The sequence below is a fragment of the Aureimonas phyllosphaerae genome, assembly GCF_900113065.1.
GTDB classification, from domain to species: Bacteria; Pseudomonadota; Alphaproteobacteria; order Rhizobiales; family Rhizobiaceae; genus Aureimonas; species Aureimonas phyllosphaerae.
Genome location: NZ_FOOA01000006.1, coordinates 38,668 through 60,657 on the forward strand (window position 1 = coordinate 38,668; position 21,990 = coordinate 60,657).

22 protein-coding genes are annotated in these 21,990 nt (G+C 68.9%); 13 read left to right on the forward strand and 9 right to left on the reverse strand.

Annotated features, from left to right (window positions below):
• Positions 1-115: 115 nt before the first annotated feature.
• From BM175_RS09600 to glcF, 5 genes are read left to right on the forward strand one after another with little or no spacing between them, the layout of a single operon-like run.
• On the forward strand, positions 116-1,609 hold the full coding sequence (locus BM175_RS09600; RefSeq protein WP_090962446.1) for an FAD-linked oxidase C-terminal domain-containing protein: 1,494 nt from the start codon (positions 116-118) through the stop codon (positions 1,607-1,609).
• Entirely contained in the window at positions 1,609-2,841 is a 1,233-nt protein-coding gene (gene glcE, locus BM175_RS09605) for a glycolate oxidase subunit GlcE (RefSeq protein WP_090962447.1), read from the forward strand. The genes BM175_RS09600 and glcE overlap by 1 nt, the downstream gene beginning before the upstream one ends.
• A gap of 1 nt (position 2,842) precedes the next feature.
• On the forward strand, positions 2,843-3,085 hold the full coding sequence (locus tag BM175_RS09610; RefSeq protein WP_244545947.1) for a DUF433 domain-containing protein: 243 nt from the start codon (positions 2,843-2,845) through the stop codon (positions 3,083-3,085).
• Complete coding sequence (locus BM175_RS09615) at positions 3,085-3,447, forward strand: DUF5615 family PIN-like protein (RefSeq protein ID WP_090962448.1); 363 nt, start codon at positions 3,085-3,087, stop codon at positions 3,445-3,447. Before BM175_RS09610 ends, BM175_RS09615 begins: the two co-directional genes overlap by 1 nt.
• Before the next feature lie 11 nt (positions 3,448-3,458).
• Positions 3,459-4,781, forward strand: coding sequence for a glycolate oxidase subunit GlcF (glcF, locus tag BM175_RS09620; protein WP_090962450.1), 1,323 nt, complete (start codon positions 3,459-3,461; stop codon positions 4,779-4,781).
• A 57-nt stretch (positions 4,782-4,838) separates the two neighbouring features.
• Here the strand turns inward: glcF and BM175_RS09625 are convergent, their stop codons facing one another.
• The 3 genes from BM175_RS09625 to BM175_RS09635 all read right to left on the reverse strand — a co-directional run bounded on the left by BM175_RS09625 (position 4,839) and on the right by BM175_RS09635 (position 7,462).
• The gene (locus BM175_RS09625; protein ID WP_090962451.1) at positions 4,839-5,582 is read right to left on the reverse strand and encodes a L,D-transpeptidase; all 744 of its coding nucleotides are present in this window, start codon (positions 5,580-5,582) and stop codon (positions 4,839-4,841) included.
• A gap of 119 nt (positions 5,583-5,701) precedes the next feature.
• A complete protein-coding gene (locus BM175_RS09630) occupies positions 5,702-6,580 on the reverse strand; it encodes a L,D-transpeptidase (RefSeq protein ID WP_090962453.1) in 879 nt (292 codons plus the stop codon).
• A 168-nt stretch (positions 6,581-6,748) separates the two neighbouring features.
• Complete coding sequence (locus BM175_RS09635) at positions 6,749-7,462, reverse strand: DUF2927 domain-containing protein (protein ID WP_175526815.1); 714 nt, start codon at positions 7,460-7,462, stop codon at positions 6,749-6,751.
• A gap of 157 nt (positions 7,463-7,619) precedes the next feature.
• Here BM175_RS09635 and BM175_RS09640 point away from each other — a divergent pair, with 157 nt between their 5' ends.
• The 4 genes from BM175_RS09640 to hisG all read left to right on the forward strand — a co-directional run bounded on the left by BM175_RS09640 (position 7,620) and on the right by hisG (position 11,737).
• Complete coding sequence (locus tag BM175_RS09640; RefSeq protein WP_090962458.1) at positions 7,620-8,261, forward strand: DNA-3-methyladenine glycosylase I; 642 nt, start codon at positions 7,620-7,622, stop codon at positions 8,259-8,261.
• A 110-nt stretch (positions 8,262-8,371) separates the two neighbouring features.
• The gene (gene hisS, locus BM175_RS09645) at positions 8,372-9,874 is read left to right on the forward strand and encodes a histidine--tRNA ligase (RefSeq protein WP_090962461.1); all 1,503 of its coding nucleotides are present in this window, start codon (positions 8,372-8,374) and stop codon (positions 9,872-9,874) included.
• A gap of 4 nt (positions 9,875-9,878) precedes the next feature.
• Positions 9,879-11,051 carry an ATP phosphoribosyltransferase regulatory subunit gene (locus BM175_RS09650; RefSeq protein WP_090962464.1) on the forward strand — a complete coding sequence of 391 codons (1,173 nt, stop codon included), beginning with the start codon at positions 9,879-9,881 and terminating at the stop codon, positions 11,049-11,051.
• Positions 11,048-11,737, forward strand: a complete 690-nt coding sequence (hisG, locus tag BM175_RS09655; protein WP_090962466.1) for an ATP phosphoribosyltransferase — start codon at positions 11,048-11,050, stop codon at positions 11,735-11,737. Before BM175_RS09650 ends, hisG begins: the two co-directional genes overlap by 4 nt.
• A gap of 61 nt (positions 11,738-11,798) precedes the next feature.
• Here the strand turns inward: hisG and BM175_RS09660 are convergent, their stop codons facing one another.
• Complete coding sequence (locus BM175_RS09660; protein ID WP_055890599.1) at positions 11,799-12,185, reverse strand: DoxX family protein; 387 nt, start codon at positions 12,183-12,185, stop codon at positions 11,799-11,801.
• Between the two features lie 293 nt (positions 12,186-12,478).
• Between BM175_RS09660 and BM175_RS09665 the strand changes: the two genes are divergently transcribed.
• Positions 12,479-14,464: a BCCT family transporter gene (locus BM175_RS09665; protein WP_090962468.1), complete on the forward strand. Its 1,986-nt coding sequence runs from the start codon at positions 12,479-12,481 to the stop codon at positions 14,462-14,464.
• A 51-nt stretch (positions 14,465-14,515) separates the two neighbouring features.
• On the opposite strand, the gene fumC is transcribed toward BM175_RS09665, so the two are convergent.
• From fumC to BM175_RS09680, 3 genes are all read right to left on the reverse strand, one after another.
• Positions 14,516-15,907 (reverse strand): class II fumarate hydratase, encoded by a 1,392-nt coding sequence (fumC, locus tag BM175_RS09670; RefSeq protein ID WP_090962471.1) that lies wholly within the window; start codon positions 15,905-15,907, stop codon positions 14,516-14,518.
• Between the two features lie 144 nt (positions 15,908-16,051).
• Complete coding sequence (locus BM175_RS09675; RefSeq protein WP_055890594.1) at positions 16,052-16,246, reverse strand: CsbD family protein; 195 nt, start codon at positions 16,244-16,246, stop codon at positions 16,052-16,054.
• A 90-nt stretch (positions 16,247-16,336) separates the two neighbouring features.
• A complete protein-coding gene (locus BM175_RS09680; RefSeq protein WP_090962474.1) occupies positions 16,337-17,107 on the reverse strand; it encodes a sulfite exporter TauE/SafE family protein in 771 nt (256 codons plus the stop codon).
• A gap of 128 nt (positions 17,108-17,235) precedes the next feature.
• Between BM175_RS09680 and BM175_RS09685 the strand changes: the two genes are divergently transcribed.
• Entirely contained in the window at positions 17,236-17,700 is a 465-nt protein-coding gene (locus tag BM175_RS09685) for a DUF29 domain-containing protein (protein WP_090962477.1), read from the forward strand.
• A 201-nt stretch (positions 17,701-17,901) separates the two neighbouring features.
• On the opposite strand, the gene groL is transcribed toward BM175_RS09685, so the two are convergent.
• Together groL and groES are read right to left on the reverse strand one after the other, a co-directional pair.
• Positions 17,902-19,554 carry a chaperonin GroEL gene (gene groL, locus BM175_RS09690; RefSeq protein ID WP_090962480.1) on the reverse strand — a complete coding sequence of 551 codons (1,653 nt, stop codon included), beginning with the start codon at positions 19,552-19,554 and terminating at the stop codon, positions 17,902-17,904.
• Between the two features lie 73 nt (positions 19,555-19,627).
• Positions 19,628-19,924, reverse strand: a complete 297-nt coding sequence (groES, locus tag BM175_RS09695) for a co-chaperone GroES (protein WP_019996686.1) — start codon at positions 19,922-19,924, stop codon at positions 19,628-19,630.
• Between the two features lie 241 nt (positions 19,925-20,165).
• On the opposite strand from groES, the gene BM175_RS09700 reads away from it, so the two are divergent.
• Both BM175_RS09700 and BM175_RS09705 read left to right on the forward strand, forming a co-directional pair.
• Entirely contained in the window at positions 20,166-21,005 is an 840-nt protein-coding gene (locus BM175_RS09700; RefSeq protein WP_090962482.1) for a TIGR01459 family HAD-type hydrolase, read from the forward strand.
• Positions 21,002-21,982, forward strand: coding sequence for a bifunctional riboflavin kinase/FAD synthetase (locus BM175_RS09705; RefSeq protein WP_090962485.1), 981 nt, complete (start codon positions 21,002-21,004; stop codon positions 21,980-21,982). The genes BM175_RS09700 and BM175_RS09705 overlap by 4 nt, the downstream gene beginning before the upstream one ends.
• Positions 21,983-21,990 lie beyond the last annotated feature (8 nt).

Here is a 21,990-nt window from a genome sequence, read left to right on the forward strand (position 1 = left end):
GCCGCCGATCCCCGCGCATTGCTCCACAAATTGCGGCGTCCGGGTTTCGTGGCGGCTCGGAATTGCTCTAATCTGCGTTCAAGACCGACAAGAAGCATACCGACGGGAGGCGCCGATGACCATCGCGATGCCAAAGCCGAACGCGAAGATCATGGCGCGGCGGGCCGCGATCGTGGCCGCCATGCGCGCCATCGTGCCGGGCGAGGGCGTGGTCGACGCTGGCGTCGAGATGCGCGTCTTCGAGACCGATGCCCTGACCGCCTATCGCCAGATGCCGCTCGTCGTGGTGCTGCCCGAAACGGTGAGCCAAGTGGCGGCCGTCTTGCGCTACTGCCACGAGAACGAGGTGCCCGTCGTGCCGCGTGGGGCGGGCACGTCGCTGTCCGGCGGCTCGCTGCCACTGGAAGACGGGGTGCTTCTCGTCCTCTCGCGCTTCAACCGCATCCTCGAGGTCGACTTCGACAACCGCTGCGCCGTGGTGCAGCCGGGCGTCACCAATCTCGGCATCACTAGGGAGGTCGAGCATGCCGGCTTCTACTACGCGCCCGACCCGTCCTCGCAGATCGCCTGCTCGATCGGCGGCAACGTCGCGGAGAACTCGGGCGGGGTGCACTGCCTGAAATACGGCCTCACGGCCAACAACCTTCTCGGCGTCGAGTTCGTCACCATCGAGGGCGAGGTGATCCGCCTCGGCGGCAAGCATCTCGACTCGGAAGGCTACGACCTCCTCGGCCTCCTCACAGGCTCGGAAGGGTTGCTCGGCGTCGTGACCGAGGTCACCGTGCGCATCCTGCAGAAGCCCGAGACGGCGCGCGCCGTCCTGATCGGCTTCCCGACCTCGGAACAGGCGGGCACCTGCGTCGCCGCGATCATCGCGCGCGGCATCATTCCCGGCGGCATGGAGATGATGGACGCGCCCGCGATCCGCGCGGCCGAGGACTTCGTCCATGCCGGCTATCCGCTCGACGTCGAGGCGCTCCTGATCGTCGAGCTCGACGGGCCGGGCGCCGAGGTCGACCACCTCCTAAGCGAGGTCGAGGGCATCGCGCGCGAGAACGGCGCCACCACCGCTCGCGTCTCGCAGTCGGATGCCGAGCGCATGACCTTCTGGGCGGGCCGCAAGGCCGCGTTCCCCGCGGTCGGGCGCATCTCGCCGGACTATCTCTGCATGGACGGCACGATCCCGCGCAAGGAGCTGCCGCGGGTGCTGGCCGGCATGCGGGCCCTGTCGCAGAAGCATCGGCTGGCGGTGGCCAACGTCTTCCATGCCGGCGACGGCAATCTCCATCCCCTGATCCTCTACGATGCCTCGAAGGACGACGAACTGCAGCGCGCCGAGGATTTCGGAGCCGACATCCTGCGCCTGTGCGTCGAGGTCGGCGGCGTTCTGACGGGCGAGCACGGCGTCGGCATCGAGAAGCGCGACCTGATGCCCGAGATGTTCGGCGAGGACGATCTCAAGCATCAGCAGCGGGTGAAGTGCGCCTTCGACCCGCGGCACCTCCTCAATCCCGGCAAAATGTTCCCCGTTCTGCACCGCTGTGCCGAACTCGGCCGGCTCCATGTCCACAAGGGGCAACTGCCCTTTCCCGAGCTTCCCCGGTTCTGATGTCCTCTGCATCCCTCGCGTCTCCGGCTGGCGACACGCTCCGTCCGCGCTCGCCGGAAGAGGTCCTCGAGATCGTGGCGGCGGCGCTCGCCGACGAGACGCCGCTCGCCGTCGAGGGCTCGGGCTCGAAGGCCGGGCTCGGGCGTCCGGTCCAGGCCGCCCGCACCCTGTCCCTGCAGAACCTCGCGGGCCTCCATTTCTACGAGCCGGAAGAGCTCGTCCTGTCGGCCCGCGCCGGCACGCCGATCGCCGAGGTCGAGGCGCTGGTCGAGGCGAAGGGGCAGCGCCTCGACTTCGAGCCGATGGACTACGGCCCGCTGCACGGCCTTCCCCGCGGCCTCGGCACTCTTGGCGGCGCGATCGCCTGCAACCTGTCCGGCTCGCGCCGTCTGAAACAGGGCGCTGCGCGCGACCACATCCTCGGCCTGTCCGCCGTCTCGGGCCGGGCCGAGGCCTTCAAGGCGGGCGGGCGCGTCGTCAAGAACGTGACGGGCTACGACCTGTCCAAGGGGATGACCGGCTCCTTCGGCACGCTCGCCGTCCTTACCGACCTCACGATCAAGGTGATGCCAAAGCCCCCCGCCGAGACGACACTGGTGGTGCGCGGGCTCGACGACGAGGCGGCGGCCGGCGCGATGGCCGCCGCAATGGGCTCCTCGGCGGAGGCGTCCGGCGCCGCGCACCTGCCCTACGGCATTCCCGCTCGCGTCGGCGAGGGCGTGCTCGGGCGCGAGGCGGCCACCGCGATCCGGCTCGACGGGTTCGGCCCGTCGGTCGAGGCGCGCGCCGCGCACCTCGGCGCGGGTCTCCAGCGCGTCGGGCCGCTCGAGCGGCTCGAGGGCGAGGCGTCGGCCGCCTTCTGGCGCGACGTGCGCGACGTCATGCCGTTTGCCGACGGCACCGAGCGACCGGTCTGGCGCATCTCGATGACGCCGACGCGGGCGCCGGGCTTCGTCATGGCGCTGCGGATGCGGCTCGCCGCCGACGCCTTCTACGACTGGCAGGGCGGCCTCGTCTGGCTGCGCCTCGACGGCGGACCGCAAGCCGAGACGGTCCGCACCGAGCTTGCCCGCCACGGCGGCGGCCACGCGACCCTCGTACGCGCCAGCCTCTCCGACCGGGCGGCGGTGCCGGTATTCCAGCCCCAGCCCGGCCCCCTCGCGGCCCTATCGCAGCGGCTGAAGGATCAGTTCGACCCGAAGGGCATCCTCAATCCGGGGCGGATGGGCTAACGTGGCCGAGCAATCGATGGAGACCGGCGTGACAGAAGAAGACCTGTTCGAAGAGAACCGCGAAGTCATGAGCGGTGCGCTTGTCTTCAAGGGGACGCGGATACCGGTCGATGTGCTGTTCGAGAGCCTTCTCGGTGGCTCTACCCTAGATGAAATCCTCGACGACTTCCCCTCGATCGGTCGAGACCGCGCCGAAGCGGCCGTGCGCCTCGCGGTGCGTTCGCTTCGCCTTAAAGCGGCTTGATGCGGATCGTTCTCGACGAGGGCATTCCGCGGAGTCTCGCAGGTCTTCTCATCGCGCGCGGCTTTGACACAACCGCCTTTCCAGATGCCTGGCAAGGCCTTTCCGACAAGCAGATGCTGGATGCTGCGGTCAGCAGTGGCTTCTCGATCCTGATAACTCAGGATCGCAACATGCCTTTTCAGCGCCCGCTGAAACAGGTCGAGATTTCAGTGCTGATCGTCCCGGAGTTGGATCGGAAGGCATCGCTCGCAAAGGCCGACGCCATTGCAGAGCGCATTCCAGAGCTGGAGATGAGACGTTACGCGCTTCTGGGACTGGACGGCAGTCTGCCCGAGCCGCCCGTCAAACCGTTCAAGGCCTGACAGGGGTCACCATGCAAACCGCCTTCACCCCCGAAGCCCTGCGCGATCCGGACACGGCCCATACGGAAGGGATCGTGCGCAAGTGCGTGCATTGCGGCTTCTGCACGGCAACCTGTCCTACCTATGTCACGCTCGGCAACGAGCTCGATTCCCCGCGCGGGCGCATCTACCTCGTCAAGGAGATGCTGGAGAACAACCGGCCGGCGGATGAGAAGACCGTCACCCACATCGATCGCTGCCTGTCCTGCCTCGCCTGCATGACGACCTGCCCGTCCGGCGTGAACTACATGCATCTCGTGGACCATGCCCGGGTGCATATCGAGCGGACCTACCGGCGCCCGGTCCCCGACCGTCTGATCCGGTGGTTACTCGCCAAGGTCCTGCCCTATCCCCGCCGCTTCCGCTTCGCGCTCCGGGCCGCGCGGCTCGGACGGCCGTTCGCGGGCGTGCTCGACGGGATCAAGCCGCTGAAGCCCCTGGCGGCGATGCTGCGGCTAGCGCCGACGCACCTGCCGGCCGCGCCGGTGCGGCCCCTCGCGCCTGCGTCCGCAGGGCGGCGCGTCGCGATCCTCGCCGGCTGTGCCCAGTCGGTGCTCGATCCCGGCATCAACGCGGCAACCGTCCGGCTCCTGGGGCGGCTCGGCATCGAGGTCGTCTCGCCGCCGGGCGAGGGATGCTGCGGGGCGCTCGTCCACCACATGGGGCGCGAGGACGAGGCGCTCGGCTTCGCGCGGCGCCTCGTCGACGCCTGGACCGCCGAGATCGAGGGGCGGGGGCTCGAGGCCATCGTGATCACGGCGTCGGGTTGCGGCACGACGATCAAGGACTACGGCCATATGCTGCGGCTCGATCCGGCCTATGCCGAGAAGGCCGCGCGCGTCTCGGCGCTGGCGAAGGACGTGACGGAGTATTTGGAGACGCTCGACCTGCCCCTGCCCGAGCGGCCGGTGGACGCCGTCGTCGCCTATCATTCCGCCTGCTCGATGCAGCACGGGCAGAAGATCGGTCAAGCGCCGAAGGTGCTGCTGGCGCAGGCCGGCTTCACGGTGCGCGACGTGCCGGAGGGACATCTGTGCTGCGGTTCGGCCGGGACCTACAACATCCTGCAGCCGGAGATTTCGGCCAGGCTTCGCGACCGGAAGGTCGCCAATATCGAACGCATCCGCCCCGACATCATCGCGACCGGCAACATCGGCTGCATGACGCAGATCGGCTCGGCCACCGCGATCCCGATCGTCCACACGGTCGAGCTTCTCGACTGGGCGTTCGGCGGCGAGAAGCCTGCCGCGCTCGAATCGTTCACACCCCGTCCGCTTGCGGTCGCGGCAGAGTAGAAACGGCAAACGACCCGCGCAGAGGCGGGCCGTTCGATATGTCTTGCCGGGTGGCGATCAGCCGAAGACGCCGGCGAACAGGCCGGGCTTCCGGCCGGCCGGGCGCACGGTGCCGGTCTCCTGCACGAGGCGGTTCGGCTGGCCCGGGCCGATGACGACGACCTTGGTACCGCGCTTGGCCCGCTCGTAGAGATGGGCGACGTCGTCGTTCATCATGCGGATGCAGCCCGACGACATGTTGAGGCCGATCGTCCAGGGTTGGTTGGTGCCGTGGATGCGAAACATCGAGTCGCCGCCGCCGCGATAGAGATACATGGCGCGCGCGCCGAGCGGGTTTTCCGGGCCGCCCGGCATGTAGGCCGGCAGGATGCGGCCCTTGGCCTTCTCGCGCACGCGCATGGCGGCCGGCGGCGTCCAGCCCGGCCATTCGGCCTTGCGGCCGATCGACATGGTGCCGCCCCAGGAGAAGCCCTCCTTGCCGACGCCCACGCCATAGCGCGTCGCCATGCCGTTGCCCTCGACGAAGTAGAGGAACTTCCGGTCGGTATCGATCACGATCGTGCCGGGCTTTTCCTTCGTCGCGATGCGCACCGACTGGCGGGCGAAGCGCGCGTCCGGCTTCTTCATCATCTGCGTCTTGCGCTGCACGGTCTCGGTGCGGATGCGGGCGCGGTCGCCCGAGATCCACTGGCCGCTGGCGTGATCGTAGACCCGCACCTGCGCCTGCGCGCTGGCGGCGGACGGGGCCGCGAAGGGCGCGAGGCCCACCATGAGGGCGAGGAGGAGAGGCGTCGTCTTCATGGGCGGGTTCCCTTGGCAGGAGAGCGGAGGACGGGTTCGATAAGGGTCACGGACAATGGTGGAGCGCGTCACCGCCCATGCCGAGTCCCCGGTCGCGGATTTGCAACTCTCTGTTGCAGTCAGAGCACGACGACGCGGGTGCCGACGTCGACGCGATCGAAGAGGTCGATGACGTCCTCGTTGCGCATGCGGATGCAGCCGGACGACACCGACTGGCCGATCGTCCAGGGCTGGTTGGTGCCGTGGATGCGGTAGAGCGTCGAGCCGAGATAGAGCGCGCGCGCGCCGAGCGGGTTCGCCTCGCCGCCCGGCATGTGGGCCGGCAGGATGCGGCCCTTGGCGCGTTCGCGGGCGATCATCTCGGCCGGCGGCGTCCAGCCGGGCCATTCGGCCTTGCGGGTGACCTTATGGCTGCCGGACCAGCCGAAGCCCTCCTTGCCGACGCCGACGCCGTAGCGCATCGCCCGACCGCCGGTCTCGACATGGTAGAGGTAGTGCGAGCGCGTATCGACGACGATCGTGCCGGGCGCGTAGCCGCCGGCATAGTCGACGCGCTGCGGCAGGAAGGCCGGGTCCATGCCCCGCGGTGCGACTTCGCGCCGGGCGGCCGTGCGCGGGGCCGCGAACGCCGAGGCGTAGACGGGCGCACTGGCGCGGCGCGCGCTCCCGAACACGGGCGCGGTGCGACGGGCGGGTTCCCCGAAGACGACCGGCGCGCGGCCTTCGCGATAGGCGCCCAGCGGCTGCATCGGACCGCCGCCCTCGGGGATCACGCCGACCGGGATGTTGCCCTCGAAGACCACGGTGCCCGGCGCGATCGGGGGCGCGAGATGGCGGCGGGCATAGCCCGGCACGACGCCCGAGCCCGGCGAGAGCTGGCGCACCCAGGGCTCGGCGACGCTGGGCGGCACGGCGAGCGGGCGGCGGTCGCGGGCTTCGGCCGCAAGCGTCAGGGAGCCGATCAGCGACAGGGCTGAGAACGCGAGGAGCAGGCGCATCCGGGAACCTCGTTCAAACGGCGCAGCGACCCTCGGGGAGGCGCGCGGAAACCTTGGGTCGAGGATGCCGGGCCAATCGCCAGCGAAAGGTGAATCGCGGAGCCCCGGAGGTGCGCTGTCCCGCGCTTCCGCCGGGCAGGGTGAACGGGCGGTAAAGCCTCCGGTGCCTCAGCCGCGCGCGCGGCGGCGCGCGTCCCGCAGGACGGCCGGCAGGAGCGGCGCGGCCTCGGCCTGGCTCATGCCGGGCTTCAGCCGGGGGTCGTAGAGCATGTTCATCAGCACCCGGTCGTAGGGGCCGAAGTTCGTCAGCTTCGAGGTGTCGTTGAAGACGCTGTCGGGGGCGTCGGCATTGTCGTTGAGGGGCCCGAGCCCCTGCAGCACCTCCTCGATCAGGCATCGGCGGAACAGCGCGTCGCCCTCGTTCGACACGATGATCGCGTCCGAGCGCGTGATGCCGGCGCGCCCGTAGGAGGCGCGCACCACGCAGTTGCCGGGCACGCGCATGAACGGGCTGCGATAGACCTCGCGGCCGACGCGCTGGTAGTCGCGGCGGTCGACGACGTGGACGACGAAGTTCGCGTCCTCGCCGGGTCTGGCTTCCAGGGTCTCAAGCCCGCCGATCTGCCGGCGAATTTGGCGCATGAAGGCGCGCACGGCCGCGCGGCGATCGGTCGCCGCGGTGTTGTCGATCCGGTAGCGCACCGGGCCGGCAAAGCGCTTGAGATAGCTCGAATCGCTGAAGGACCCGGTGATCTCCGCTCCGAACACCACCCGCTCGAACCCGTCGATCAGCGCGGCGTCGGGCGGCAGGCGCTGGGCCGCCGCCGGGCCGGCGGACAGGATAACGGCGACGAGCACGGCGCCGCCGAGGCGACCTGCCATTGCCCTTCTGCCTCGCTTGCCCCAAACCATCGCGCTCACATGCCCATGCTGCCGGCCTGCCGCCAGTTGGCGGGCGGGGAGGGCGACGCGCAAGCCGGGACCGGCGACAGTCCACGGCAAATGTGCCGCATCACGAATGGAGACGAGGGAGCGCGGGATGGAGACGACGGCGGAGGGCCTCCGGATCGGCGCCGACGGCGCGGCGCGCTGCGCCTGGGCGGGCGAGGGGGCGGACTACGTCGCCTATCACGACCGCGAATGGGGCCGGCCGAGCGCGGACGACGACCAGCTCTACGAGAAGATCTGCCTCGAAGGGTTCCAGTCGGGCCTGTCCTGGATCACCATCCTGCGCAAGCGCGAGGCCTTTCGCCGCCAGTTCGCGGGCTTCGCAATCGAGGCGGTGGCCGAGATGGGCGAGGCCGACGTCGAGCGCATCCTCGCCGACCCCGGCGTGGTGCGCCATCGCGGCAAGATCGCGTCCGCCATCAACAACGCGAGGGCGGCGCGGCGTCTGCGGGACGAGACCGGCGCCTCGCTCGCCGCCTTCCTCTGGCGCTTCGAGCCCCCGGCGGAGGAGCGGCCCGGCCATGTCACGCTCGACTGGGCGCGCGCCAACCCGCAGACGCCCGCCTCCCAACGGCTCGCCAAGGCGCTGAAGGCGAAAGGCTTCACCTTCTTCGGCCCGACCACGGCCTATGCCTTCATGCAGTCCATGGGCTTCGTGAACGATCATCTGGAAGGATGCTGCATCAGGGACGAGTGCGAGCAGGCGCGGGCGGCGTTCGTGCGGCCCGCATAAGTCCTGCAAACCTTGCCGCTCGGGGCGGGGATGGGCTAGGAGGCGTGCAATTCGCACATCGTCTCGCGGGGCCCCCGATGGGCTCCGCCCCGTCACGTCTGGAACGACCCATGGCCCCGAAGAAGCCCTCCCGCGTCAAGGCGCGCCAGCCGCGCGGCTTCGTGGATCGCAGCGCGAGCGACCTCTACGCGCAGGACCGGATGCTCGCCACCATCCGCCACGTCTACGAGACCTACGGGTTCGAGCCGGTCGAGACGCCCTTCTTCGAGTACACCGACGCGCTCGGCAAGTTCCTGCCTGACTCGGACCGCCCGAACGAGGGCGTCTTCTCTCTGCAGGACGACGACGAGGAGTGGCTGAGCCTGCGCTACGACCTGACCGCGCCGCTGGCGCGCCACGTCGCCGAGAACTTCGAGGACCTGCCGAAGCCCTACCGCTCCTACCGGGCGGGCTATGTCTTCCGCAACGAGAAGCCGGGTCCGGGCCGCTTCCGCCAGTTCATGCAGTTCGACGCCGACATCGTGGGCGCGCCGAACGTCTCGGCCGACGCCGAGATGGCGATGATGATGGCCGACACGATGGAAGCGCTGGGCATCGCGCGGGGCCAGTACGTGATCCGGGTCAACAACCGGAAGGTGCTGGACGGCATTCTCGACGCGATCGGCCTCGAGGGCGACCAGGGGCGGCGGCTGACGGTGCTGCGCGCGCTCGACAAGTTCGACAAGTTCGGCGCCGATGGGGTGAGGCTTCTGCTCGGGGCTGGTCGTCTCGACGAGAGCGGCGGCAAGGGCGACTTCACCAAGGGCGCAGAGCTCAATGGCGAGACGATCGCGCGCGTCCTCAGGATCTTCGACGCGGACGGGCTGTCGGGCGTGCGCCAGGCCTTCGGCGGCCATGCGGGCGTCGATGGCGGTCTCGACGAACTCTCTCAAATCGAGAGCTTCGCGCGCACCGCCGGCTACGAGGCCGATCGCGTCAGGATCGACCCGTCCGTCGTGCGCGGCCTCGAATACTACACCGGTCCCGTCTTCGAGGCCGAGCTCCTCTTCGACGTCGTCAACGAGAAGGGCCAGAAGGTGCAGTTCGGCTCGGTCGGCGGCGGCGGGCGCTACGATGGCCTCGTCTCGCGCTTCCTGGCGACGCCGGTGCCGGCGACCGGCTTCTCGATTGGCGTCTCGCGCCTCCAGACCGCGCTGAAGAACCTCGGGCGCCTCGAAGGCGAGCGGCGCACCGGCCCGGTGGTCGTCACCGTGATGGACCGCGACCGGATGGCCGACTACCAGGCGATGGCCACGCAGCTGCGCGCCGCGCTGAACGGCCCGGGCCAGCCCGTCGTGCCGGTCGAGGTCTTCCAGGGCAATCCGAAGCAGTTCGGCAAGCAGCTGCAATATGCCGACCGGCGCGGCGCGCCCGTCGTCGTCATCCAGGGCGGCGACGAGAAGGCGGCCGGCAAGGTGCAGGTCAAGGACCTCGCGCTCGGCAAGGAGCTCTCGGCCGGCGTCGAGGACAACGCCGAATGGCGCGAGATGCGCGCCGGCCAGGAACTCGTCGACGAGGCCGATCTGGTGGCCGCCGTCCGGGCGATCCTCGGGCGCGCCGGCGGGGCGGCCTGACGCGATGAGCCTTCTGACCGGATCGGGCGCCGCGCGGCCGGGCGGCAGCCCGGCGCCCTTCGACGCCGCGCTCGCCGCGCTGTTCGCCGATCTCGGCGCTGTGACGGTGGAGACGCCGCTCCTGCAGCGTGCCGAGCCCTATCTCGACACGGCCGGCGAGGACCTGCGCCGGCGCATCTTCCTGACGCGCGGCGAGGGGGGCGAGACCTTGTGCCTGCGCCCGGACTTCACGATCCCCGTCTGCCTGGCCCATATCGAGGGGGCCGCCGGCCTGCCTCGGCGGTATGCCTACAACGGACCGGTGTTCCGCCAGCGCCGGGGCGAGCCGGCCGAGTTCCGTCAGGCGGGCATCGAGAATCTCGGCGAAGAGAACCGCGCGGCCGCCGACTCGCAGGCGCTGGCTGAAGCGCTGGCCGCCTTGCGCGCCTGCGGGCTGCCGGAGCCGGCCGCCGTCACCGTCGGCGATCAGGCACTGTTCGAGGCGTTCCTGACCGCGCTCGACCTGCCGGCCGGCTGGCAGCGCAGGCTCGTGCGTTGCTTCGGCCGCGACGATCTTCTGGAGGCCGCGCTCGCCGCCCTGTCGCGCGAGGCGGACAGCGACCCGCTCGATCTCGATCCGGCGGTGCGCGCGCTTCTGCGCGGCGGCGACACGGTGGCGCTGGCCGAACACGTGCGGACCCTGATGGACGCGGGCGGCCTGCCGCCGAACCGCGGGCGCACCCCTGAGGAGATTGCCGAGCGGCTGGTCGAGAAGATGGCGCTCGCCAACACGCGGCTGCGCTCGACCTATCTCGACCGGCTGCGGGCGTTTCTCGCGCTGGACTGCCCGCTGGGCGAAGCGCCCGCACGGCTGGAGGCGATGGAGGCGCAGTCGGGCGTCGAGTTCGGACCGGCGCTGGATCTCTTCCGCGACCGCGCCGCGTCGCTGGGGGCGGCCGGTGTCGATCTCGGCCCCATCCGCTATCGCGCCGCCTTCGGGCGCACGCTCGACTACTACACCGGCCTCGTCTTCGAGATCGCCGCTGCGCCCGGCGCCGAACCGCTTGTCGGCGGCGGGCGCTACGACCGGCTCGTCTCCTATCTCGGCGCGCCGACGCCGATCCCGGCGGTCGGCTTCGCGCTCGATCTCGACCGGATCGCGGCCGCCATGGCCGCCGGGGGGGAGGGCCGGCCATGACCCTGACGCTTGCCATTCCGTCCAAGGGCCGCCTCAAGGATCAGTGCGTCGCGGCGCTCGGTGAAGCCGGCATCACGGTCCACCCGAGCGATGACGCGCGCTCCTACCGCACCCGCGTCGAGGGCGCCGAGGGGCTGGAGGTCCTGCTTCTCTCGGCGTCCGAGATCGCGCGCGAACTGCGCGACGGGGCGATCGACCTCGGCGTCACCGGCGAGGACCTCCTGCGCGAGACGATGCCCGACTTCGACCGGCGCGGGCGCATCGTCTCACGGCTCGGCTTCGGCCATGCCGACGTGGTGGTGGCCGTACCCGACAGCTGGATCGACGTCGAGACGATGGAAGATCTCGGCGACGTCGCCGCCTCGTTCCGCCAGCGCCACGGCCGGCGCCTTCGCATCGCGACCAAATACTGGCGGCTGACGCAAGGGTTCTTCACGAGGAGCCACGGCATCCAGAGCTACCGGATCGTCGAGAGCCTCGGCGCCACCGAAGGGGCGCCCGCAGCGGGTTCGGCCGACATCATCGTGGACATCACCTCCACTGGATCGACGCTGACCGCCAACCGGCTGCGCGTCCTGAAGGACGGCGTGATCCTGCGCTCCGAGGCCTGCCTGGCGCTCGCCCATCGCTCTGAAGGGGATGCGGGCCGTGCGGCCGCGCTGGACGCGCTCATCGCGCGGTTCTGACCCACGCAAAACGGCCGCCCCTAAGGGCGGCCGCTCACGAACGGCCGATGACGTCGGGCGATCAGACGCGGGCGAGCGTCGGGGTGCCGCGGCGTGCGTCCACCGAGTAGGCGCCGGCGCCGACCGCGCCGAGCACCAGGAAGCCGCCGACGATCGACAGGTTCTTCATCGCCTGCGTGGCGTCGCCCATGTGGGCGGTCAGGATCGTGCCGACCGTGAAGACGGCGAGCACATAGGCGACGATGCGGGTCTGAAAGCCGACGAGGATCGCAAGGCCGCCGAAGAACTCCACCGCGCCGACGAGATAGGCCATGGCGATGCCGCCGGGCACACCGAGGCTGGCGAGATAACCGGCAAAGCCGGCTGCGCCCGTCAGCTTGCCGAAGCCGGACACGATGAAGAGGATCGAGAGGAGGACGCGTCCGGCGAGAAGGGCGGCGGAATTCATGAGGCTGGCTCCGTGGGTGCGTTGAGGAAATCCGTGAGCGAACTTCTGACGCAGCGCGCGAGCGCGGCATAGGCTCGCGAAACGCGACTGATCGTCAACGCCGGGAAGACCAATCGACGCGATTGGCTGCCGGATGCACGACAATCTCGGCGGACGCGTCGAAGAGCGGCCACAATCGCTGGGTTCGCGCGGGTTATGCCCTAGCTGAATCTTAGGCGGGAAAGTCGGACGCGCGTTCGGCGCTGCATCCGCAGCCATCCGCCGTTTCTTTGTGTACCGAGTTCCAGCCTGTCATGACATCCAAGATCCGTCCGCCCGTGTTCTTTCCCGCCAGCGCGATCATCGCGGCGCTGGTGCTCGTCGGCGTCCTCTTCCCACGCGACGCGGAGCGTCTCTTCGGCGCGGCTCAGGCTTTCGTGCTCGACACGTTCGGCTGGTTCTACCTCCTGACGGTCGGCATTCTCCTGTTCTCGGTCCTGTTCTTTGCGCTGAGCCGCTTCGGCCGGCTGAAGCTCGGGCCGGACGATGCCGAGCCGGACTACCCCTATGCGTCATGGCTGGCGATGCTGTTTGCCGCCGGCATGGGCATCGGCCTCATGTTCTATGCGGTCGCCGAGCCTGTCCTGCACTATTCCGTGCCGCCCGAGGCGGAGCCGCGCACCCTCGAGGCCGCGCGCCAGGCGATGGAGTTCACCTTCTTCCACTGGGGGCTTCATGCCTGGGCAATCTATGCCGTCGTAGGCCTGTCGCTCGCCTATTTCTCGTTCCGCTACAACCTGCCGCTGACGATCCGCTCCGGCTTCTATCCGCTGATCCGCGAGCGCATCGACGGCCCCGTCGGCCATGCGGTAGACGTCTTCGCTATCTGCGGCACGGTGTTCGGCATCGCGACCTCGCTCGGCCTTGGCGTCCTTCAGATGAACGCCGGCCTCAACCATCTCCTCGGCGTGCCCAACACGGTCTGGGTGCAGATCCTGCTGATTGCCGTGGTGATGGGCGCAGCGACGGTGTCGGTCGTCTCCGGCCTCGACACCGGGGTGAGGCGCCTGTCGGAGGGCAACCTCGTCGTCGCCATCGTCCTGATGCTCTTCGTGCTCGTGGTCGGGCCGACGACCTTCATCTTCAAGGCCTTCGTCCAGAACATCGGGGCCTATCTCGACGATCTCTTGCCGCGCACGTTCACGCTCTACGCCTACGAGCCGCGCGCCTGGATCAGCGACTGGACGCTGTTCTACTGGGCCTGGTGGATCTCCTGGTCGCCGTTCGTCGGCATGTTCATCGCGCGCATCTCGCGCGGGCGCACGGTGCGCGAGTTCGTTCTCGGCGTCCTGTTCGTGCCCTCGACCTTCACGTTCTTCTGGATGACCGTCTTCGGCAACTCGGCCATTTCCCTCGACCTCGGCCCGGCGGCGGGTGCCCTTGCGCGCGAGGTGCAGGAGAACCTGCCGGTCGCCCTGTTCCAGTTTTTCGAGTACCTGCCGCTGAGCGGCATCACATCGACGCTGGCTGTCATCCTCGTCGGTATCTTCTTCGTCACCTCGGCCGATTCCGGCTCGCTCGTCGTCGATGCCCTCGCTTCGGGCGGCCGTGACGACACGCCCGTCTGGCAGCGCATCTACTGGTGCGTCGTGCAAGGGACGGTCGCGGCGCTGCTTCTGCTCGCCGGTGGGCTTGTCGGTCTGCAGACGATGACACTGATCGCCGCGCTGCCCTTCGCCGTCATTCTCCTGCTTCTGGCTTTCGGCCTTCTGCGCGGCATGCAGGCCGACGTCGCGCGGGCGATGGAGCACCGGCAGGCCCAGCCGGCGGTTCTCGTGCGCGGGGCGAGCTGGCAGGCGCGGCTCGGCGCGATCCTGCACGAGCCAAACAAGCGAGACGTGCGCCGCTTCATCGACAGCACCGCCCGACCCGCCCTGTCGGACGTGCGCGACGAACTCGTGCGGCGCGGGCTCGATGCGCGGCTCGACGGGGAGGGCGATGGCCCGGTGGTCCTGACCGTTCCGGCCGAGAGCGCGCGGGACTTCGTCTACGGGGTCGAGCCGGTGGCGCAGCCGGCGATGGTCTTCTCGGCGGCCGACACGCGCACCTCGTTGGACGGACGGCGGATGATCTGGGCGGCCCGGACGATCTTTTCCGACGGCAGTCGCGGCTACGACGTGACCGGTTTCACCAAGGCCGATCTTCTGTCCGACGTCCTGGCCCAGTTCGAACGCTACCAGATCCTGACGCAGGCCGAGAGCACGCAGCTCTACACCGGCTCGCCCGCCGCACGGGCCTGAAACCGGAAAGGGCCGCACGAGGCGGCCCCTTCGTCATGTCTGCCGCGCCTCTCAACTCGGACGCGTCATCGCCGCCGGGTCGACGATCCGGTCGTAGTCCTCGCCCGACACGAGGCCGGACGCGAGGGCCTCCTCGCGCAGGGTCGTGCCCTTCTTGTGGGCGGTCTTGGCGATCGTCGCGGCGTTGTCGTAGCCGATCGTCGGGGCGAGCGCCGTCACCAGCATCAGCGACTGTTCCATCAGCGACCGGATGCGGTCCTCGTTGGCCTTGATGCCATCGACGCAGTGCTCGCGGAAGCTATCCATGCCGTCCGCGAGGAGCCGGATCGAGGAGAGGACCGCGTTGGCGATCACCGGCTTGAAGACGTTGAGCTCGAAGTGGCCCTGGGATGAGGCGACCGTCACCGTGGTCTCGTGGCCGAACACCTCGGCACAGAGCATGGTGAGGGCCTCGGCCTGCGTCGGGTTCACCTTGCCCGGCATGATCGAGGAGCCGGGCTCGTTCTCGGGCAACGAGAGTTCGCCGAGGCCCGAGCGCGGGCCGCTCCCCAGGAAGCGGATGTCGTTGGCGATCTTGAAGAGATCGGTCGCCAGCGCGTTGAGGCTCCCGTGGAAGAAGGTCAGCGCGCCATGTGAGGCGAGCGCCTCGAACTTGTTTTCGGCCGTGCGGAAGGGCAGGCCCGTGAGCTTGGCGATCTCGTCGGCGATCTTCACGTCGAAGCCGACCGGGGCGTTCAGGCCCGTGCCGACGGCCGTGCCCCCTTGCGCCAGCGCGTAGACGTCCTCGATCGCCTGCTCGATGCGGCGCTTGCCGAGCTTGAGCGCGGCGGCGTAGCCCGAGAATTCCTGGCCGAGCGTGATCGGCGTCGCATCCTGCGTGTGGGTGCGGCCGATCTTGATGATGTGGTCGAACGCCTTCGCCTTCGCGTCGAGCGCGGCATGGAGCTTGTCGATCGCCGGCAGGACGCGGTTCGTGGCCTCGATCGCGACGGCGACGTGGATCGCGGTCGGGAACACGTCGTTGGACGACTGGCCCATGTTGACGTGATCGTTCGGATGGACCGGCTTCTTGGAGCCCATCTCGCCGCCCAGCGCCTCAATGGCGCGGTTCGAGATGACCTCGTTGACGTTCATGTTGGTCTGGGTGCCCGAGCCCGTCTGGTATACGACGAGCGGGAAATGGTCGTCGAGCCGGCCCGAGATCACCTCGTCGGCCGCATTGACGATCGCATCGGCGAGCGTCGCGTCGAGCTTGCCGTAGCCCTGGTTGACGCGTGCGGCCGCCTTCTTGACGGTGGCGAGCGCGTGGATCACGGCGATCGGCTGCCGGTCGGTGCCGATGCGGAAGTTGTTCAGCGAACGCTCGGTCTGGGCGCCCCAGTAGCGATCGGTGGCCACGTCGATCGCGCCGATGGAATCGGTCTCGCGGCGGGTCTTGGTCATCGCATTCCCCTCGGAAAGCCGCCCGCGGAACGCCGGGCCGTCGGGGCGGCGTTACCATGCCGTACGTCGTCGAGAAACCCGTCGCGCGCACGAAAAAGCCGGCCTTTCGGTCGGCTTTTCCCACTCAAACGATTCGTACGCGGGTCAGTGCTTCTTCAGGCCGACTTGGTCCTTCATGGCGTCCTTGACCTTGCCGTAGTTCTTCTGGGTCTTGCCCTCGGCCTGGTCCGCCATGCCGTCGGCCTGGAGGCGGTCGTTGCCGACCAGCTTGCCAGCGGCTTCCTTGATCTTGCCGCCGATTTCCTTCGCGCCGCCCTGGACCTGATTCTTGTCGACCATGGAATTGCTCCGTTTCGTTGGGCCAGCTCATGCTGGCGTCGGGGAAAAAAACGGGAGTCGAGAAATTAGGTTCCTGGCCAAGGATTACATTTATGTAAGGAGTGTGACGATCTGCTGGAGGCAGAGGACGCAGATCAGGATGCCGACAATGCGCAGGAGCAGGCGTTCGGGGATCTTCCGGACGGCGTAGCCCGCGAGCGGTGCGGCGAGGATGCCGCCGGCGATCAGCCCCAGCACCGAAAGGGCATGGGTCGAGAGGTCTCCGGCTTCCTCCCAATGGCCGGTCACGAGGGCGAGGAGGAACGACAGCGAGACGGCGAGGGTGACGAGGAATTCCGCCGCGTTCACCGTGCCGATGACGTAGCGCGGCTGGCCGCCGGCCCCCAGAAGCCCCGAGGTGACGATCGGTCCCCAGCCACCGCCTCCGACCGAATCGAGGAAGCCGCCGGCGGCGCCCAGCGGCGGCACGAGGCCCATCGGCGTCTGCGCCCGCGGCATCTTGCGGAACGAGCGCAGGGTCAGCATCACGCCGATGATGCCGAGGTAGGCGGCGACGAAGGGGCGGATCGTCGATCCGTCCACCGAGGTCAGGACATAGGTCCCCAGCACGCCGCCGAGGATGCCGAAGGGCACGAGCCGCCAGAACAGCTTCCAGTCGATGTTGCGGTTGGCGATGTGGGCGGTGCCCGACGCTGCCGTGGTGAAGAGCTCGGCCGTATGCACCGAGGCCGAGGCGACGGAGGGCGGGACGCCGAAACCGAGGAGCACGGTCGAGGAGATGACGCCGTAGGCCATGCCGAGGGCGCCGTCGACGAGCTGCGCCAGCGCGCCGACGAAGAAGAAGATGAAGAACTCGCTCAAATGCCCGCCCCCGCGATCCGATCCGAGGGCTTATGGGAGCGGAGGAAGGCGGTGACAATGCACGCCCGCGTGCAAATCCGTCGTCGGAACGCTAGTTTCCTTTTCGACGGTCACCGGAAAGGCCTGCGATGAGCCTCGCCAAAGAGAAGCCCTACTTCGCCTCGCCCACCGACTACGAGGACGACTTCCACGCCTGGGCCTTCGAACAGGCCGAGCTCCTGCGCCTCAAGCGCTTCGGGGAACTTGATCTGGCGAATCTGGTGGAGGAGGTGGAGAGCATGGGAAGCGAGCAGAGGCACGCGCTGGAATCCAGCTACCGCCTCCTGATCTTCCATCTTCTCAAATGGCAGTTCCAGGCGGAGCGGCGCTCTCGATCCTGGCAGCTGACCATCCTCAGGGAGCGGGGCAACATCGCGCGTCGTGAGAAGCGCAATCCAAGTCTTGCGGCGAAGGTCAGCGAGATCGTCGCCGACATCTATCGTGACGCGCGTAAGGAAGCATCCGTGGAGACGGGTCTCGACCGGAACATGTTCCCGCACGTCTGCCCTTATTCGCTCGATCAGCTTCGCGACCAGGACTTCCTGCCGGAGTGAATTTCCCCGGTGGAACGGGTCGGTGCCTTCCCTCTCACAAACCGAAAAGGCCCGGCGGATCGCTCCGCCGGGCCTTTCCTTTGTTCAGCTTGGCCGAAGCGTCGGACTTGGAAGTCCATGCCGCCACCCGAAACCGGGCCTGCCCGGTTTCGGTACTTTTCGGGATGGGCGGCTTTACGGGCCTTCCGAGTCCTGCCGGACTTAGAAGTCCATGCCGCCCATGCCGCCCATGCCGCCGCCCATGCCGCCCGGCATGCCGCCGGCGCCCGAGTCCTTCTTGGGGGCCTCGGAGATCATGGCTTCGGTGGTGACGAGGAGACCGGCGACCGAGGCCGCGTCCTGCAGCGCCGAACGCACGACCTTGACCGGGTCGACGATGCCGGCCTGGATCATGTCGCCGTACTCGCTGGTCTGGGCGTTGTAGCCGTAGGTCAGCGACGAGTTGTCGAGGATCTTGCCGACCACGATCGAGCCCTCGCCACCGGCGTTCTGGACGATCTGACGGATCGGGGCCTGGAGCGCCTTGCGGACGATGGCGATGCCGGCGTCCTGGTCGGCGTTCTCGCCCTTGAGGTCCACGGCGTTCGAAGCGCGCAGGAGCGCCACGCCGCCGCCCGGAACGATGCCCTCTTCCACGGCCGCGCGGGTCGCGTTGAGCGCGTCGTCGACGCGGTCCTTCTTCTCCTTGACCTCGACCTCGGTCGAGCCGCCGACGCGGATCACCGCAACGCCGCCCGCGAGCTTGGCCAGGCGCTCCTGGAGCTTCTCGCGGTCGTAGTCCGACGTGGTCTCCTCGATCTGCTGCTTGATCTGCGAGACGCGGGCCTTGATGCCGTCGGCTTCACCGTTGCCGTCGACGATCGTGGTGTTCTCCTTGGTGATGGAGACCTTCTTGGCGCGGCCGAGCATGTCGAGCGTGACGTTCTCGAGCTTGATGCCGAGGTCTTCGGAGATGACCTGACCGCCGGTGAGGATCGCGATGTCCTCGAGCATCGCCTTGCGGCGATCGCCGAAGCCCGGCGCCTTGACGGCGGCGATCTTCAGGCCGCCACGCAGCTTGTTGACGACGAGCGTGGCCAGAGCCTCGCCCTCGACGTCCTCGGCGATGATGACGAGCGGACGCGACGACTGCACCACGGCCTCGAGGACCGGGAGCATCGCCTGGAGGTTGGAGAGCTTCTTCTCGTGTAGGAGGATGTAGGCGTCCTCGAGGTCGGCCACCATCTTCTCGGCGTTGGTCACGAAGTACGGCGAAAGGTAGCCGCGGTCGAACTGCATGCCCTCGACGACCTCGAGCTCGGTCTCGGCGGTCTTGGCTTCCTCGACGGTGATGACACCCTCGTTGCCGACCTTCTGCATCGCCGAGGCGATCATCTGGCCGATTTCCTTCTCGCCGTTGGCCGAGATGGTGCCGACCTGGGCGACCTCGTCGGAGGTCTCGATCTTGCGGGCCGAGGAGACGAGCGTCTCGACGACCTTGGCGACGGCCTGGTCGATGCCGCGCTTGACGTCCATCGGGTTCATGCCGGCGGCCACCGCCTTGGCGCCCTCGCGAACGATCGCCTGGGCGAGAACCGTCGCGGTGGTGGTGCCGTCACCAGCCTTGTCGTTGGTCTTCGAGGCCACTTCGCGCACCATCTGGGCGCCCATGTTCTCGAACTTGTCCTCCAGCTCGATCTCCTTGGCGACGGACACGCCGTCCTTGGTGATCCGCGGAGCGCCGAACGACTTGTCGATCACGACGTTGCGGCCCTTGGGGCCGAGCGTGACCTTCACCGCATCGGCGAGAATGTCGACGCCGCGCAGCATGCGCTCGCGGGCATCACGACCGAACTTTACGTCCTTGGCTGCCATGGTCTTGTCTCCTCGGCGCGGCTCATGAAGCCTCGCGCCGTTTCAAAAGAAAGGATGTGTTGGGGCGACGAGGTCAGCCGACGATCCCGAGGATGTCGGATTCCTTCATGATCAGGAGGTCCTCGCCGCCGAGCTTGATCTCGGTGCCCGACCACTTGCCGAACAGGATGCGGTCGCCGGCCTTGACCTCGAGCGGGTTGACCTTGCCGGTCTCGTCGCGTGCGCCGGCGCCGACCGCCACGATCTCGCCTTCCTGCGGCTTCTCCTTGGCGGTGTCCGGAATGATGATCCCGCCGGCGGTCTTCGATTCGGACTCGACGCGCCGCACGACGACGCGGTCATGCAAGGGGCGGAAGTTCACATTGGCCATCTCAGTCGAACCTTCTCAAAAGGCTTGATACAAGAAACGGGCCGCCGGGGCGCACCCGTTCCGATCTCTGGCACTCGACGTGGGTGAGTGCTAACGAGCGGGGAGATAGGAGATCGGCCCCGTCCATGTCAAGGGTGCCGCCAGCCTGGCGCAAGGTCGAAGCGACCGGCCGCTTGCTTGACCCCGCCCCCCGCGCTCCGATATCGCGGGGCCTTCGATGGACATGAGCCGGAGCCACCCGATGACCGAGGGCGCGATGCGCGCGATCGAAAGCCTCGACGAGGTGCTGGCGGGCTACGACGCCCTGTTCTGCGACGTCTGGGGCGTCGTCCACGACGGGGTGGCGAGCCACGCGGCGGCGGTCTCGGCGCTGACAGGCGCGCGCCGCGCCGGAAAGAGGGTCGTGCTCCTCACCAACTCGCCGCGTCTTGCCGGCGGCGTCGAGCGCCAGATCGCGGCGCTCGGCGTCACGCGCGACAGCTTCGATGCGATCGTCACCTCGGGCGATGCGACGCGGGCGCTGATCGAGGCGGGTTCGCGCCGCGTGCTCCATATCGGCCCCGAGCGCGATCTCGACATCTTCGATGGGCTGGGGCTGCAACTGGAGGACGAGACGGGCGCCGAGGCGATCGTCTGCACCGGCCTCTTCGACGACCGCACGGAAGACCCCGAGACCTATCGCCCGCTCCTGGAGCGCTGCGCCGGCCGCGGCCTGCCGATGATCTGCGCCAACCCGGACCTCGTGGTCCATATCGGCGACCAGCTGATCCCCTGCGCCGGGGCCGTCGCGGCCGTCTACGCCTCGATCGGCGGCACGGTGCACCTCGCCGGCAAGCCGCATGCCCCGATCTATGACGTCGCCCGCCGCGTCGTGGGGGAGGGGGCCCGCGTCCTGTGCATCGGCGACGGGCTGATGACCGATGTCCTCGGCGCGGTGAACCACGGCGCCGACTGCCTCTTCATCTCGCACGGCATCCACCGCGACGAGCTGGTCGAGGTGATCGGCGATCCCATTCTCCTGTCGGCCGAGCTTCTGGCGCGGGGCGTCCATGCCCGCTACGTGATGCCCGCGCTCCGATGACGGGGCCGGCCCAGCGCATTCCGGGTGCGGCGGCACTGCCGCGCGAGCTTCGCGGCGGGGTCGTCGCGATCGGCAACTTCGACGGCGTCCATCGCGGACACCAGGCGGTGGTCGAGACGCTCGCGGCCCTCGCCGCCGAGACCGGCGCGCCGCGCCTCGCGCTCACCTTCGAGCCGCATCCGCGCACCGTGTTCCGGCCGCAGCATCCGGTGCAGCGCCTGACCCCCGCGCCCTTGAAGGCTCGGCTCTTCGGCCTCCTCGGCGTCGAGGCGGTGGTCGAGCAGCCCTTCGATCTCGACTATGCCGCCCATCCCGCCGAAGCCTTCGTCGCCGAGACGCTGCATCGCGATCTCGGCGCGCGCCACGTCGTCGTCGGCTATGATTTCCGTTTCGGCGCACGCCGGCAGGGCGACCTCGATTTCCTGCGCGCGCGCGGGGCCGAACTCGGCATCGGCGTCACCTCGATCGCGCCCTTCGTCGACGAGGGCGCCAACACGGTCTCCTCGAGCCGCATCCGCGAAGACCTGATGAACGGCGATGCGGCCGCCGCCGCCGGGCTCCTCGGCTATCGCTGGACGATCGAGGGCACGGTCAGCCACGGGGCGAAGCTCGGGCGCACGCTCGGCTATCCCACCGCCAACATGGTTCTGCCGGACGACGGACTGCTCGCCCACGGCATCTATGCCGTGCGCCTGCGCCGCGCCGACGGCTCGCTCCACGACGGGGTGGCGAGCTACGGCCGCCGCCCGACCTTTGACAACGGCGCGGCGCTGTTCGAGACCTTTCTGTTCGACTTTTCCGGCGATCTCTACGGCGAGGCGGTCTCGGTCTCGCTGTTCGGCTTCATCCGCGGCGAGGAACGCTTCGACTCGGCCGAGGCGCTGATCGCGCGCATGGACATCGATGCGGCGGAAGCGCGCGCGCTTCTCGCCGGCGCCCGCCCCCTGTCGCCGCTGGACGCCGCGCTCACCTTCTGATCCGAGAA

Bases quoted from the DNA above. Each gene is read 5' to 3' on its own strand.
- BM175_RS09660 (WP_055890599.1), bottom strand. From the start codon at position 12,185: ATGAATTCCGCCGCCCTTCTCGCCGGACGCGTCCTCCTCTCGATCCTC.
- groES (WP_019996686.1), bottom strand. From the start codon at position 19,924: ATGGCCAATGTGAACTTCCGCCCCTTGCATGACCGCGTCGTCGTGCGG.
- BM175_RS09665 (WP_090962468.1), top strand. From the start codon at position 12,479: ATGACATCCAAGATCCGTCCGCCCGTGTTCTTTCCCGCCAGCGCGATC.
- glcE (WP_090962447.1), top strand. From the start codon at position 1,609: ATGTCCTCTGCATCCCTCGCGTCTCCGGCTGGCGACACGCTCCGTCCG.
- BM175_RS09675 (WP_055890594.1), bottom strand. From the start codon at position 16,246: ATGGTCGACAAGAATCAGGTCCAGGGCGGCGCGAAGGAAATCGGCGGC.
- glcF (WP_090962450.1), top strand. From the start codon at position 3,459: ATGCAAACCGCCTTCACCCCCGAAGCCCTGCGCGATCCGGACACGGCC.
- BM175_RS09635 (WP_175526815.1), bottom strand. From the start codon at position 7,462: ATGGCAGGTCGCCTCGGCGGCGCCGTGCTCGTCGCCGTTATCCTGTCC.
- BM175_RS09615 (WP_090962448.1), top strand. From the start codon at position 3,085: ATGCGGATCGTTCTCGACGAGGGCATTCCGCGGAGTCTCGCAGGTCTT.
- BM175_RS09600 (WP_090962446.1), top strand. From the start codon at position 116: ATGACCATCGCGATGCCAAAGCCGAACGCGAAGATCATGGCGCGGCGG.
- hisS (WP_090962461.1), top strand. From the start codon at position 8,372: ATGGCCCCGAAGAAGCCCTCCCGCGTCAAGGCGCGCCAGCCGCGCGGC.
- BM175_RS09650 (WP_090962464.1), top strand. From the start codon at position 9,879: ATGAGCCTTCTGACCGGATCGGGCGCCGCGCGGCCGGGCGGCAGCCCG.
- BM175_RS09625 (WP_090962451.1), bottom strand. From the start codon at position 5,582: ATGAAGACGACGCCTCTCCTCCTCGCCCTCATGGTGGGCCTCGCGCCC.
- hisG (WP_090962466.1), top strand. From the start codon at position 11,048: ATGACCCTGACGCTTGCCATTCCGTCCAAGGGCCGCCTCAAGGATCAG.
- BM175_RS09705 (WP_090962485.1), top strand. From the start codon at position 21,002: ATGACGGGGCCGGCCCAGCGCATTCCGGGTGCGGCGGCACTGCCGCGC.
- fumC (WP_090962471.1), bottom strand. From the start codon at position 15,907: ATGACCAAGACCCGCCGCGAGACCGATTCCATCGGCGCGATCGACGTG.
- BM175_RS09685 (WP_090962477.1), top strand. From the start codon at position 17,236: ATGAGCCTCGCCAAAGAGAAGCCCTACTTCGCCTCGCCCACCGACTAC.
- BM175_RS09630 (WP_090962453.1), bottom strand. From the start codon at position 6,580: ATGCGCCTGCTCCTCGCGTTCTCAGCCCTGTCGCTGATCGGCTCCCTG.
- BM175_RS09640 (WP_090962458.1), top strand. From the start codon at position 7,620: ATGGAGACGACGGCGGAGGGCCTCCGGATCGGCGCCGACGGCGCGGCG.
- groL (WP_090962480.1), bottom strand. From the start codon at position 19,554: ATGGCAGCCAAGGACGTAAAGTTCGGTCGTGATGCCCGCGAGCGCATG.
- BM175_RS09700 (WP_090962482.1), top strand. From the start codon at position 20,166: ATGACCGAGGGCGCGATGCGCGCGATCGAAAGCCTCGACGAGGTGCTG.